Raw genomic sequence first — 11,999 nt, 5'->3', positions numbered from 1 at the left:
ACCTAGACCAGCCCCCACCCCCGAGCCACCTCACACCGAGCCACCTCACACCGAGCCACCTCAGGGCCCCACGTCGAGTGTGACGCACGCGCCCTCCTCACCGCTGCAACCCCTGACCTCCGCCGCGCCTGCAGAGACCACCGCAGCCGCGCCGCCCGCTGCAGCGACCCCCACTCCGTGGGGTGCGGTCGCGGCGCTCGTCATCGGTGCGGCTCTGCTGATCTACCTCAACTGGCCGGGCCCGACCGCGTCCCGTGAGCTCTGGGACGACGAGGCAACCACCGGGTGGTACGTCGACCGGAGCTGGATCGACCCCATCTTCGTCTCCTCTGTCGGCGCCCTGGTGGCGAGCCTCGCCGCCCGATGGACCGGCCTGGTCGCCCTGGGGATCGTCGCCGGCTGCGCCGTGTCGGTGCTCGAGGACGGGTTGCTGATCCTCGGCGGCGGGATCTCCGACGACGAGACCGCCGCGTGGCTCGGCTCGACCGGGATCGCCGCGGCGATGGCCGTCGTACTCCTGCTCGTGCTCAGGCCGTTCGAGTTGCGCGGGCGGCCGGTTCCACCACCGGGCGGCGTCCTGGTCGTGGCCGGAGGCATCTTGTTGCTCGTGCAACCGTTCGTCCGGCATCCCGACGGCTTCGCCTTCTTCGACGTCACCTGGCTGGCCGTGCTCGAACCGTTCGTCGCCGTCGGCATCGCGTGGCTCGCGCTGGCCGCGACCCAGGGCCGGACCCGCACCTGGCTGACACCGGCCGCGACGACGTACGTCGTGATCGGCGTCGTCGCGGCCGTGCCGGCACTGACCAAGGGCGACTCGCCGCCCGCGTTCCTGCTCGCGCTGCTGGGCAACCTCCTCGTGCTGGCCGGCGTGCTCAGCCGCGAATGGCGCCTTCGGTCGACCCCTTGATGAACTGCCGGGCGAAGATCCCGAACACGATCACCAGCGGCACCATCGCCATCAGCGCCCCGGTCATCACCATGCTGTAGTCGACGCCGTGGCTGCGGTTCAGCGTGGACAGCGCCACCTGCAGGGTGAGGTGGTCGGGGTTGGTGAGCACGATCAGCGGCCACATGTAGTCGTTCCAGGACGCGACGAAGGTGAAGATGCCGAGGAACGCCAGCGCCGGCCGGGCCGACGGCAGCGCCACGTGCCAGTAGGTGCGCAGGAAGCCGCAGCCGTCGAGCGTCGCGGCCTCGACCAGTTCGTCGTGGATCGAGTTCTGGAAGTACTGCCGCATCCAGAAGATCCCGAACGCGTTCGCCGCACCCGGGACGATGAGCGCCTTGAGCGACCCGACCCAGCCGAGCAGCGCCATCGTCTGGAACTGCGGTACGGCGGCCAGTTGCGCGGGCAGCAGCATCGTCGCCAGCAGGACCACGAACAACGCGTTCCGCCCGGGGAACCGGAACTTGGCGAACGTGAACGCGGCCAGCGAGTCGAAGAACAGCACCAGCAGCGTGGTCGAGACCGCCACCACCGCGGTGTTCAGCATCGACTGGAAGAACGCGACGTTCGCCAGCACGTGCCGGACGTTGTCGTCGAACTGCGACCCGAAGCTGAACTTCGGCGGGAACCGGTAGATGTCCGCGGTGCTGTTCGACGCCATGATGATCGTCCACGCGAACGGGAACATGAACACCAGCAGCGCGCCGACCAGTGCGACGTGCAGCGCGACCCCGCGCAGCCGGTAACGCGTCACCGGTCCTCACCCCTGCCGCGGAAGATCCGCCAGTTGATTGCCGTGAACAACAGCACGAGCGCGAAGATGCTGAGCGCGATCGCGGCCGCGTAGCCGTAGTCGTTGTCCAGGAACGCGGCCCGGTAGAAGAACAGCACGACCGTCATCCCGCTCTGCCCGGTGCCGCCGCTGTTGCCGACCATCACCTGCGGCTCGGTGAACGTCTGCAGCCCGCCGATGGTGGAGATGACCACGGTGAACAGGATCACCGGGCGCAGTTGCGGCAGCGTGATCGAGAAGAACGTCCGGACCGTGCCGGCGCCGTCGACCTTGGCGGCCTCGTACTGGTCCCGCGGGATCGCCTGCAGGCCGGCCAGGTAGATCAGCGTGTTGTACCCGACCCACTGCCAGACGATCATCGTCGAGATCGCGATCTTGATGCCCCACGGCTGACCGAGCCAGTCCTGCTCGGGGATGCCGAGAGACCGCAGCATGGCGTTCACCAGGCCGAAGTTCGTGCTGAACACCGAGCCGAAGAAGATCGCCATCGCCACCAGCGAGGTGACGTTCGGGATGAAGTAGCCGATCCGGTAAACGCTGGTGAACCGGACGGCGGACTGCAGCATCACCGCGAGCACCAGCGCGATCACCAGCGTCGGCACCGTCGACATCAGGAACAGCACGACGGTGTTCGTCAGCGCCAGCCAGAACGTCGGGTCCTCGATTAGGAACCGGAAGTTCTCCAGGCCGGTGAACCGGCGGGCACCGAGGCCGTCCCAGCGCTGGAAGGCCAGCACGATCGTGGAGAGCATCGGGTACAGCCCGAAGACCGCGAACAGGACGTAGAACGGCGACAGCGCCAGGTAGAACCGCCAGTACGACCGGACCCGCCGGCGGTGCCGCTGACCGGAGGAGGGCCCGGTCAGCGGCACCGCGGTCGCGGCCGGCGCCGTCGCAGTACCGGTCATCGGGCCTCTCCTGGCCACGGCCCGATCACCGACACCGTCACTGCACTCCCTGCCGTTTGGCGATGGACTTCGCCTTGGACACCGCGGCGGACCAGGCCGCGTCGGAGGTCTTGGCGCCGGACTGCACGGTCTTGAGCTCGTCCTTGAACGGCTGCGCGACCGCGACGTCGGACGGTGCCTCGTAGGCGACCGGGATCGCCTCCGCCGCCGGGCCGAAGATCTCGATCGGCACCTGGCCGCCGAAGAACGGGTCCGCGACCTTCAGTTGCGGCTTGTCGTAGGCGGACGGCGTGGCCGGGAAGATCTGCGCGTCGGCGAACGCCTTCGCCTGGTTGTCCGGGGTGAGCATGTACTTGATCACCTCGAACGCCTTGGCCGGGTCGGCCGCGTTCTTGGTGATGGTGAGGAACGAGCCGCCGAAGTTCGCCGGCCCGCCCGGGGTCGGCGCCAGCCGCCACTCGCCGACGCTGGACTTCACCGCGGACTTGATGTCGAGCGCCACCCAGGCGGCGCCGACGTGCGCCGGCACGGTGCCCTGGTCGAGGCCGGCGTTCCAGTCCGGTGAACCGCTCGCGGTCTTGCCGTCGATCTTCAGCGTCATCGCCTTGACCACGGTGTCCCAGGCCTTGCGGATGTGGTCCTGGTCGCCGATGAACGTGTTGTCCTTGGAGACGTACCGCTCGGTGCCCTGGCCGACGACGATGTCGTACAGGTCGGTGGCGTCCCAGACGATCAGCGCCTTCGGGTTCGACTTCTTCAGCTCGACGCCGGCGGCGAACAGGTCGTCCCAGGTCTTCAACTGCTCGGCCACCGCTGCCGGGTCACCCGGCAGGCCGCCCTTGGTGAACACGTCCTCGCGGTAGTACAGCGCGGTCGGGCCGATGTCGATCGGCAGGCCGATCACTTTGCCGTCGAGGGTGGTGGCCTGCTTGACCTTCCACTCGACGTAGTCACCGAGGATTGCGTCCGCGCCGACGGTTCTCAGGTCCACGAACCGCTCGGCCTGCGGCAGCATCGAGGCGATGTCCTCGCCTTTGATCCCGGTGATGTCCGGGATCGACGTACCGCCGTTGAAGGTGGTGATCAGCTTCTGCTTGAAGTCCCCGCCGACCTCGGAGTACTTGATCTTCGGGTCGGGGAAGTACGCGACGGTGTCGTCGAGCACGGACTTGCCCAGGCCGCCGGGCCAGCACCACAGGGTCAGCTCGGTCGCGGCGTTCTTCTTCGTCGTCGACCCGGCGTCCATCCCGGACGAGCAGCCGACGACCGTTCCGCCGAGCACGGCTGCGAAGCCCCCTGCGAGCAGCGTCCGACGTGAGAGCTCCATGGTTCTTACCTTCCTGAGTGGGCGCTGATCAGCGCTTGGAGGTGGTGGTCTTCGGGGTGCGCGGCCTGCCACGCGGCCAGCTCGGCCCAGCCGGGCGCCGCGTCGGCGCCGCCGAGCCGGGTCACCGACAGCGCGGCCACCAGTGCGGCGAACCGGACCCGCGTGGCCAGCGGCAGCTCCCACAGGGTGGCGGCGATGAAACCGGCGGCGAACACGTCACCCGCCCCGGTGGTGTCCGCCGCCGGCACCGGGTACGCCGGTACGACGACCCGCTCACCGGTGCCGGCGTCGAGCGCCAGTGCACCGTCGGCGCCGTTCGACACGACGACCACCGGGACCTTGGCGGCCAGTCGTCCGAGGGCCTGCTCCGGGCTGTCCGTCCGGGTGTAGCGCATCGCCTCGCCGGCGTTCGGGAGGAACACGTCGCAGTGCTGGAGCTGGTCGAGCACCCGCGGGTCCCACCGCTCCGACGGGTCCCAGCCGACGTCGGCGAACACCACGCAGCCGGCCGCCTTCGCCTTCGCCAGCCACTCGTTCGGCCAGGGACCGATGTGGGCGGCGACGGCTCGGGCGGCCGGCGGCGCGGTGATCAGCTCGTCGGCCGACAGCGGGGGAGGGGTGCCCCGGGTGACCAGTGCCCTGTCGTCGTCATAGGCAAGGGCCACGGTCAGCGGGGTCTGCCAGCCGGCGAGCTTGCGGGAGAGAGTCAGATCGATGCCTTCGCCGCCGGTGAGCCGGTCCCAGAGCCGATCGCCCAGGTCGTCCGCGCCGAACGCGGCGGCCAGGCCGGTGCGCAGCCCGAGCCGGGCCAGTGCGACCGCGAAGTTCGCGATACCGCCCGGGCTCTCCAGGGAGCCGGTGGCCCAGACCTCGGTGCCGGGCCGGGGCGGAGTGGGCAGGCCGAGCACCAGGTCCTGAAAGACCAGGCCGGACACGACCACGTCCAGCTCACCCATGTGACGCCACACTCCTGCATGCTCGATCAAACTCGTGCATGAATCTTGAGACTCTTGCGCAGAATATGCAATGCCTGATCACAACTTTGACTGAAAATGACAGAGTTTGCGTGATACGGTTTGATGGTGTTGCCAAAGCAGCGACAGGATCAGATCGTGCGCGCGCTCCGGGCCGACGGGGCCGGGGGCGTCAAACTGCTGGCCGAGCGACTCGGGGTGAGCGAAGCGACGATCCGCCGCGACCTCGAGCAACTGCACGCCGCGGGCCGGCTGACCCGGGTGTACGGCGGTGCGCTCGCGGTCGACGGCGGCGACGAGCCGTTCGCCGACGTGAACGCCGTCCATGCGGAGCAGAAGGACCGGATCGCGCGGAAGGCCGCCGAGCTGGTGACCGACGGCGAGTCGGTCCTGCTCGACATCGGGACCACCGCGCTGCGGGTCGCGCAGCATCTGCACGGCCGGTCGTTGACCGTGGTCACCAGCAACCTCGCCGTCCTCGAGGAGTTGCAGAACGACGAGCACATCGAGCTGATCGTGCTCGGCGGGTTCGTCCGGCGGAGTTACCGGTCGCTGGTGGGGTATCTGACCGAGGAGAGCCTGCGGCAGCTCCATGTCGACTGGCTCTTCCTCGGGACCAGCGGGGTCCGGCCGGACGGACGGGTGATGGACAGCACGATGATCGAAGTACCGGTGAAGCGGGCGATGATCAACGCCGCCGACCGGGTCGTGCTGCTGGCGGACGCGACGAAGTTCCCGGGGCACGGCGTCGCGCGCGTCTGCGAGCCGGTTGAGCTGACCATGGTGGTGACCGAGCCCGGCGCCGACGAGGCGACCCGGGCCCAACTGACGGAGGCAGGCGTACAGGTGATGTTGACGTGAGGCTGACCATCCTCGGCGGCGGCGGGTTCCGGGTCCCGCTGGTCTACCAGGCCTTGCTCGGCGACCGTGGCGACGGCCGGATCACGTCGGTGATGCTGTACGACACCGACCGCTCCCGGTTGTCGGCCATCGGGGCGGTGCTGCGCCAGCAGGCAGCCTCGGCCGGTACGGCGGCACCCGGTGTGGACGCGCCCGTGGTGACCGAGACGACCGACCTGGACGAGGCGCTCCGCGGTGCGGACTTCGTGTTCTCCGCGATCCGCGTGGGCGGGCTCGAGGGGCGGACCGTCGACGAACGGGTCGCTCTCGACCTCGGCGTACTCGGGCAGGAGACCGTCGGCGCGGGCGGCATCGCCTACGGGCTGCGGACGCTGCCGGTCGCCGTGCGGATCGCACAGCGGATCGCGGCGGTGGCGCCGCAGGCGTGGGTGATCAACTTCACCAACCCGGCCGGGATGGTGACCGAGGCGATGATCCCGCACCTGGGCGACCGGGTGATCGGGATCTGCGACTCGCCGTCCGGGCTCGGCCGGCGGGCCGCGCTGGCGCTCGGAGTGGACCCGTCGACCGCGTTCTACGACTACGCGGGGCTCAACCATCTCGGCTGGCTGCGCGGGTTGCAGTCCGGCGGGCTCGACCGCCTGCCGTCGCTGCTGGAGTCGGGTGACGCGCTCGCGTCGTTCGAGGAGGGGCGGTTGTTCGGGGCGGACTGGCTCCGGTCGCTGGGGTCGATTCCGAACGAGTACCTGCACTACTACTACTTCGCCCGCGAGACGCTGGCCGCCGTCCAGGCTGTCCGGCAGACGCGGGGGACGTTCCTGCTGGGGCAGCAGTCGGCGTTCTACGCGGAGACCGCCCGGCACCCGGAGCAGGCGCTCGAGCTGTGGCAGAAGACCCGGGCCGAGCGTGAGTCGACGTACATGGTCGAGAGCCGTGAGGTCGCCGAGGCAGGGGAGCGGGACGAGCGGGACATGGCCGCCGGCGGGTACGAGCAGGTCGCCCTGTCGCTGATGCGGGCGATCGCCCACAACGAGCGGGCGTCGCTGATCCTGAACGTGCGCAACCGGGGCGTACTGCGCCATCTCGACGACGACGCGGTCGTGGAGATCCCGTGCACGGTCGACGCCAACGGCGCCCGGCCGGTCACCGTGTCCCAGCTGACCGACCACCAGGCCGGCCTGGTCTGCGCGGTCAAGGCCGTCGAACGGTCCACGATCGAGGCGGCCGCCGGCGGATCCCGGGGCGCCGCCCTGCGAGCCTTCGCCTGGCACCCGCTGATCGACTCGGTCACCGCCGCCCGGAAGCTGCTGGACGCGTATGCTCGGGAGCTGCCCGAGTTGGCGCCGTTCCGGCCCTGACCTCGGGTTGGTCGCTGTGCCGTGCATCTGGCACAATGGCCTGCTGAGTCCGTCCAGGTTCGTGCAGCCCTCTAACTCCACTGCCTGGCTCGGCCCATCCGAGTGGTCACCCGTTGTCCCCACGACGCTGTGCTGCTCACCCAGACATGTAATCCGAGGGAGACCCCACAAACGTGGCAGTCAAGATCCGTTTGAAGCGCATCGGCAAGAAGCGTGCGCCGCACTACCGCATCGTCGTGATGGACGCCCGGACCAAGCGGGACGGCCGGGCCATCGAGGAGATCGGCAAGTACAACCCGAAGGCCGAGCCGTCGTTCATCCACGTCGAGTCGGACCGGGCGCAGTACTGGCTGAGCGTCGGCGCGCAGCCGACCGAGGCCGTCGAGGCGATCTTCAAGGCCTCCGGCGACTGGCAGAAGTTCAAGGGTGAGGCCGCGCCGGCGCCGCTGAAGGTCAAGGAGCCGAAGCGGGACAAGCAGGAGATCTTCAACGAGGCCCTCGCCGAGGCGCACGGCACGCTGAAGACCGAGGCCGTCACCGCCAAGAAGACCGCGGCGAAGAAGGCTGACAAGAAGGACGACGCGCCGAAGGGCGAGGCCCCCAAGGCGGACGCGGCCCCGAAGGCCGACGAGGCCCCGAAGGCTGACGAGGCCAAGGCTGACGAGACCAAGGCTGACGAGACCGAGGCTCCGGCCGAGGCGCCCGCCGACGACGCCAAGGCCTGACCATGATGGAGACCGAGGCGCTCGAGCACCTGGTCCGAGGCATCGTGGACAACCCCGACGACGTCAGCGTCCGGGCGCGCAACCTGCGGCGTGGTCGCACGCTGGAGGTGCACGTGCACCCCGACGACATCGGCAAGGTGATCGGCCGCAACGGCCGGACCGCGACCGCGATCCGGACCGTCGTCGGTGCGCTCAGCTCCGAGTCGTCGCTCCGGATCGACTTCGTCGACGAGTTCAACCGGCGCGGACGCCGCTGAGCTCGTAGTACGTCTCGAAGGGCCGCACCCGTCGCGGGTGCGGCCCTTCGCCATATCCTCAGGTGAATCGGTGACAGCAGAAGGGTTCCAGCGGTGTTGGTGACAGTCGGGCGGATCGGCCGGGCGCACGGGATCAAGGGCGAGGTCGGCGTGGACGTCCGCACGGACGAGCCGGAGCGGCGGTTCGCCGACGGCTCGACCGTCGTCACGTCCGCCAGGGTGCCCCGGACCCTGACCGTCGCGTCCAGCCGGTGGCACAGCGGGCGGCTGCTGGTGAAGTTCGCCGAGGTGCCGGACCGGACCGCCGCCGAGCAGCTGCGCAACCTGGTCGTGCAGGCCGAGATCGACGAGGACGAGCGCCCCGAGGACCCGGACGAGTACTACGACCGCGAGCTGATCGGCCTGGCCGTCCGGACGACCGACGGTGTCGAAGCGGGCGAGGTGATCGACGTCGTCCACCTGCCGTCGCAGGACCTGCTGGAGATCCGCCGCCCGGCCGGCCACGCCGTCCTCGTGCCCCTGGTCGACGAGCTGGTCCCGGAACTCGACGTCGACAAGGGGTACGTCGTCGTCGCCGACCGCCCGGGCCTGCTGGACCCGGAGGGCGCCGAGGTGGTTCCGACCGAGCCAGGCGCGGACTGATGAGGCTGGACGTCGTCACGATCTTCCCGGAGTACCTGGCCGCGCTGGACGTGTCCCTGGTCGGCAAGGCGGCGAAGAGCGGTCTGCTCGACATCAACCTGCACGACCTCCGTGAGTGGACCCACGACCGTCACCGGACCGTCGACGACACCCCGTACGGCGGGGGTGCGGGCATGGTGATGAAGCCGGAGCCGTGGGGCGAGGCTCTCGACGCCATAGCCCCGCCTGACGGGCCAACACAGCCCCGACTGATCGTGCCAACCCCAGCGGGTCGCCCGTTCACCCAGGAGCTCGCGTACGAGCTGGCCGCCGAGCCGTGGCTCGCGTTCGCGTGTGGCCGCTACGAGGGGATCGATGCGCGGGTCGCGTCGTACGCGGGTGAGCGGATGCGCGTCGACGAGGTCTCCATCGGCGACTACGTGCTGAACGGCGGTGAGGTCGCCGTACTCGTGATGGTCGAGGCGATCGCCCGGCTGCTGCCCGGTGTGATCGGCAACCCGGAGTCCCTGTCCGAGGAGTCGCACTCGGGTGACGGGCTGCTGGAGTACCCGGTGTACACGAAACCGCCGACGTGGCGCGGGCACGACGTACCGGACGTGCTGCTGTCGGGGAACCACGGCCTGATCGCCGAATGGCGCCACGAGGAGTCGGTACGGCGTACTGCGGAGCGCCGGCCCGATCTGCTCGCGGCGTGGGGCGACGTGGTCGCGGGGAAGGACGACGCGTCGTCGCAGGTCCGGGTCCTGCCCGCAACCGTCGGCGACGCGGGCGAGATCCACACGCTTCAACTCGCCGCCTTCCTCTCCGAAGGCCGCTTGTACGACGACTACACGATCCCGCCGCTGACCGACGACACCGACGCCGTCGCTGCCCGGATGGAGCGTGGCACCGTCCTCAAGGCCGTCGCCGGTGCCCGCATCGTCGGCTCCGTCCAGCTGACCGTCGACGGCTCTGTGGGCCAGATCGAGCGGCTGGTCGTCGCTCCCGACTGGCAGGGCCGCGGCCTGGGCATCCGGCTCCTCCGCGCCGCCGAGCAGCTCGCGCCGGCCGACGTCCGGACGTACGAGCTCACCACCGGCGACCGGAGTACCCGCAACCTCGCCCTCTACCAGCAGGCCGGTTACCGAGAGCAACGGCGCGAGCCGCAGACCCCCAAGGTCGATTTGGTCCACCTCACGAAGCGTCGCCGCCGGCGTTGACATCCGGTCACCAAGCGCGGCCGGACGTGCTCGATTTCGTCACCGTGCCGCCGGTGTGGCAAGATTGTTCGCTGCTGCCCTTCGGTGCTCCTGCCACAGGGGGTGACCACCGACCGGCAGCCTTTTGATGACTTCATCACCACCGACATTCGTGGGTGACCTGTGGCACGCGCGAGGAAGAGACACCTGATGAGCAACGTCCTGAACGAGCTCGACAACGCGAGCAAGCGCGACGACATCCCGGCCTTCCGCCCCGGTGACACCGTCAAGGTGCACGTCAAGGTCGTCGAGGGCAACCGGTCCCGCGTCCAGGTGTTCCAGGGTGTCGTGATCCGGCGCCAGGGTGGTGGACTGCAGGAGACCTTCACCGTCCGCAAGGTCAGCTTCGGCGTCGGCGTCGAGCGGACCTTCCCGCTGCACACCCCGATCGTCGAAAAGGTCGAGGTGGTCACCCGCGGCGACGTCCGCCGGGCCAAGCTCTACTACCTGCGTGAGCTGCGCGGCAAGGCAGCCAAGATCAAGGAGAAGCGGGACGTCCCGGCCTCCTGAGCGTCCTAGCGACGACGGTCACCTATGGCGCCGAGCACTGCGACTCGCGCTCGCCCTCGCCCGGTAGCCAGGAGGGCACGTCGCAGCAAGGGACGTCACCGCAGGCTGAAGCAGCGCAACCCGCTGCTCAGCCTGCTCATCGAGATGAGCTCCGTCACGGTGCTCGCGCTCGTCATCACGGTGGTACTGCGGCTGTTCGTCGCCGAGGCGTTCTACGTTCCGTCGGAGTCGATGTACGACACCCTGACCACGAACGACCGGATCCTGGCCGAGAAGATCAGCTACATGCACCGCGACGTGGATCGCGGTGACATCGTCGTCTTCAAGGACCCCGGCAACTGGCTGAACGAGGAGCAGCTCGAGCCCGGCCCGTTCCGCCAGGTCGGTGAGTTCGTCGGCATCCTGCCGCGCAGCGGCGAGGGGCACCTGGTCAAGCGGGTCATCGGTCTCGGCGGCGACCGGGTGATCTGCTGCGACAAGGCCGGCCGGATCACCGTGAACAGCATCCCGCTGGACGAGCAGGAGTACCTGCTCGCGGACGCCAAGCCGTCGTTGCAGCCGTTCGACGTGCTCGTTCCGCCCGGCCACCTGTGGGTGATGGGCGACAACCGGGCCGAGTCCGCGGACTCCCGTGCCCACATGGGCGGACCCGGCGGCGGGTTCGTGCCGGTCGAGAACGTGGTTGGCCGGGCCTGTTGCGTAATCTGGCCGTCTGACCGGATGACCATGCTGCGTCCTCCGGAAACCTTCAAGAAGCCGGGGCTGATGAAGTGACCGACACACCGACGAAGACGCCGGAGAAACCCGCTCACCGCTCGGGGTTCGCCGCCGCCGCCCGTGAGTTCGTCCTGATCGTGGTCGGGGCACTCATCGTCTCGTCGATCCTGCGCGCGTTCGTCGGGCAGATGTTCATCATCCCGAGCGAGTCGATGGAGAACACGCTGCTCGTCGGCGACCGCGTCGTGGTGGAGAAGCTCACCGGCGTCGAACGCGGCGACGTGGTCGTCTTCGAGGACCCGGGCGGCTGGCTCGGCCCGGAGGAGAGTGGCCAGAAGCGCGGCTCGGTCGGCCGGTTCTTCGAGGTCGTCGGCCTGCTCCCGGACTCCAGCCACGGTCACCTGATCAAGCGGCTCGTCGGCATGCCGGGCGACAAGATCGCCTGCTGCGACGAGCGCGGCCGGCTGATGGTCAACGGCCAGCCGCTCGACGAGACCGCCTACCTGTATCCGGGCGACGCGCCGTCGCAGATGGAGTTCCAGGTCACCGTCCCGGCCGGCAAGGTCTTCGTGATGGGCGACCACCGGTCCGCCTCCGGCGACTCCCGGGTCCACCTCAGCAACACCAACGCCGACGGGGGCGGCAACCTCGGCGACGCCGCGTTCGTCCCGATGGACATGATCACCGGCCGCGCCGTCCTGGTCGTCTGGCCCGCCGGACGCTGGTCCAAGCTCGGCGTCCCC

At 69.4% G+C, this 11,999-nt stretch carries 13 protein-coding genes and 1 pseudogene; 10 read left to right on the top strand and 4 right to left on the bottom strand.

The genetic code is table 11. The features are described from left to right. A pseudogene (locus E1218_RS31775) lies at nucleotides 1–907 on the top strand (hypothetical protein); the annotation flags it as partial. Here E1218_RS31775 and E1218_RS31770 read toward each other — a convergent pair. The 4 genes from E1218_RS31770 to E1218_RS31755 form a co-directional block, all read right to left on the bottom strand. Beyond that, nucleotides 873–1,634, bottom strand: a complete 762-nt coding sequence (locus E1218_RS31770; protein WP_132326745.1) for a carbohydrate ABC transporter permease — start codon at nucleotides 1,632–1,634, stop codon at nucleotides 873–875. The pseudogene E1218_RS31775 and the gene E1218_RS31770 sit on opposite strands and share 35 nt — an antisense overlap. A 62-nt stretch (nucleotides 1,635–1,696) precedes the next feature. Then, complete coding sequence (locus tag E1218_RS31765; RefSeq protein WP_132326742.1) at nucleotides 1,697–2,647, bottom strand: carbohydrate ABC transporter permease; 951 nt, start codon at nucleotides 2,645–2,647, stop codon at nucleotides 1,697–1,699. Between the two features lie 37 nt (nucleotides 2,648–2,684). After that, nucleotides 2,685–3,974 (bottom strand): ABC transporter substrate-binding protein, encoded by a 1,290-nt coding sequence (locus tag E1218_RS31760; protein ID WP_132326741.1) that lies wholly within the window; start codon nucleotides 3,972–3,974, stop codon nucleotides 2,685–2,687. Between the two features lie 5 nt (nucleotides 3,975–3,979). Continuing rightward, nucleotides 3,980–4,930, bottom strand: coding sequence for a carbohydrate kinase family protein (locus E1218_RS31755; RefSeq protein ID WP_132326740.1), 951 nt, complete (start codon nucleotides 4,928–4,930; stop codon nucleotides 3,980–3,982). A gap of 123 nt (nucleotides 4,931–5,053) precedes the next feature. Here E1218_RS31755 and E1218_RS31750 point away from each other — a divergent pair, with 123 nt between their 5' ends. From E1218_RS31750 to lepB (E1218_RS31710), 9 genes are all read left to right on the top strand, one after another. Then, nucleotides 5,054–5,809 carry a DeoR/GlpR family DNA-binding transcription regulator gene (locus tag E1218_RS31750; protein WP_267900340.1) on the top strand — a complete coding sequence of 252 codons (756 nt, stop codon included), beginning with the start codon at nucleotides 5,054–5,056 and terminating at the stop codon, nucleotides 5,807–5,809. Further along, nucleotides 5,806–7,167 carry a 6-phospho-beta-glucosidase gene (locus E1218_RS31745; protein ID WP_132326738.1) on the top strand — a complete coding sequence of 454 codons (1,362 nt, stop codon included), beginning with the start codon at nucleotides 5,806–5,808 and terminating at the stop codon, nucleotides 7,165–7,167. The genes E1218_RS31750 and E1218_RS31745 overlap by 4 nt, the downstream gene beginning before the upstream one ends. 173 nt (nucleotides 7,168–7,340) lie before the next feature. Beyond that, on the top strand, nucleotides 7,341–7,892 hold the full coding sequence (rpsP, locus tag E1218_RS31740) for a 30S ribosomal protein S16 (protein ID WP_132326737.1): 552 nt from the start codon (nucleotides 7,341–7,343) through the stop codon (nucleotides 7,890–7,892). Between the two features lie 5 nt (nucleotides 7,893–7,897). Then, nucleotides 7,898–8,149 carry an RNA-binding protein gene (locus tag E1218_RS31735; protein ID WP_132326744.1) on the top strand — a complete coding sequence of 84 codons (252 nt, stop codon included), beginning with the start codon at nucleotides 7,898–7,900 and terminating at the stop codon, nucleotides 8,147–8,149. Between the two features lie 93 nt (nucleotides 8,150–8,242). Next, nucleotides 8,243–8,791, top strand: coding sequence for a ribosome maturation factor RimM (rimM, locus tag E1218_RS31730; RefSeq protein ID WP_132326736.1), 549 nt, complete (start codon nucleotides 8,243–8,245; stop codon nucleotides 8,789–8,791). Further along, nucleotides 8,791–9,990, top strand: a complete 1,200-nt coding sequence (gene trmD / locus E1218_RS31725; RefSeq protein ID WP_132326735.1) for a tRNA (guanosine(37)-N1)-methyltransferase TrmD — start codon at nucleotides 8,791–8,793, stop codon at nucleotides 9,988–9,990. The genes rimM and trmD overlap by 1 nt, the downstream gene beginning before the upstream one ends. Before the next feature lie 189 nt (nucleotides 9,991–10,179). Then, on the top strand, nucleotides 10,180–10,539 hold the full coding sequence (gene rplS, locus E1218_RS31720; protein WP_132156998.1) for a 50S ribosomal protein L19: 360 nt from the start codon (nucleotides 10,180–10,182) through the stop codon (nucleotides 10,537–10,539). A gap of 144 nt (nucleotides 10,540–10,683) precedes the next feature. Beyond that, nucleotides 10,684–11,313, top strand: a complete 630-nt coding sequence (lepB, locus tag E1218_RS31715) for a signal peptidase I (protein ID WP_233712600.1) — start codon at nucleotides 10,684–10,686, stop codon at nucleotides 11,311–11,313. After that, on the top strand, nucleotides 11,310–11,999 hold a 690-nt coding region (gene lepB / locus E1218_RS31710; protein ID WP_132326733.1), incomplete at its 3' end, for a signal peptidase I. The genes lepB (E1218_RS31715) and lepB (E1218_RS31710), both read left to right, overlap by 4 nt.

Source organism: Kribbella turkmenica (genome assembly GCF_004348725.1).
GTDB lineage: Bacteria > Actinomycetota > Actinomycetes > Propionibacteriales > Kribbellaceae > Kribbella > Kribbella turkmenica.
Note: the sequence above shows the minus strand (reverse complement) of the source record. Positions and strands in the feature narration are given on the sequence as shown.

Coding starts and splice junctions, on each gene's coding strand:
- E1218_RS31770 (WP_132326745.1), bottom strand. CDS start 1,634: ATGTTCCCGTTCGCGTGGACGATCATCATGGCGTCGAACAGCACCGCG.
- E1218_RS31765 (WP_132326742.1), bottom strand. CDS start 2,647: ATGACCGGTACTGCGACGGCGCCGGCCGCGACCGCGGTGCCGCTGACC.
- E1218_RS31760 (WP_132326741.1), bottom strand. CDS start 3,974: ATGGAGCTCTCACGTCGGACGCTGCTCGCAGGGGGCTTCGCAGCCGTG.
- E1218_RS31755 (WP_132326740.1), bottom strand. CDS start 4,930: ATGGGTGAGCTGGACGTGGTCGTGTCCGGCCTGGTCTTTCAGGACCTG.
- E1218_RS31750 (WP_267900340.1), top strand. CDS start 5,054: ATGGTGTTGCCAAAGCAGCGACAGGATCAGATCGTGCGCGCGCTCCGG.
- E1218_RS31735 (WP_132326744.1), top strand. CDS start 7,898: ATGGAGACCGAGGCGCTCGAGCACCTGGTCCGAGGCATCGTGGACAAC.
- trmD (WP_132326735.1), top strand. CDS start 8,791: ATGAGGCTGGACGTCGTCACGATCTTCCCGGAGTACCTGGCCGCGCTG.
- rplS (WP_132156998.1), top strand. CDS start 10,180: ATGAGCAACGTCCTGAACGAGCTCGACAACGCGAGCAAGCGCGACGAC.
- lepB (WP_233712600.1), top strand. CDS start 10,684: ATGAGCTCCGTCACGGTGCTCGCGCTCGTCATCACGGTGGTACTGCGG.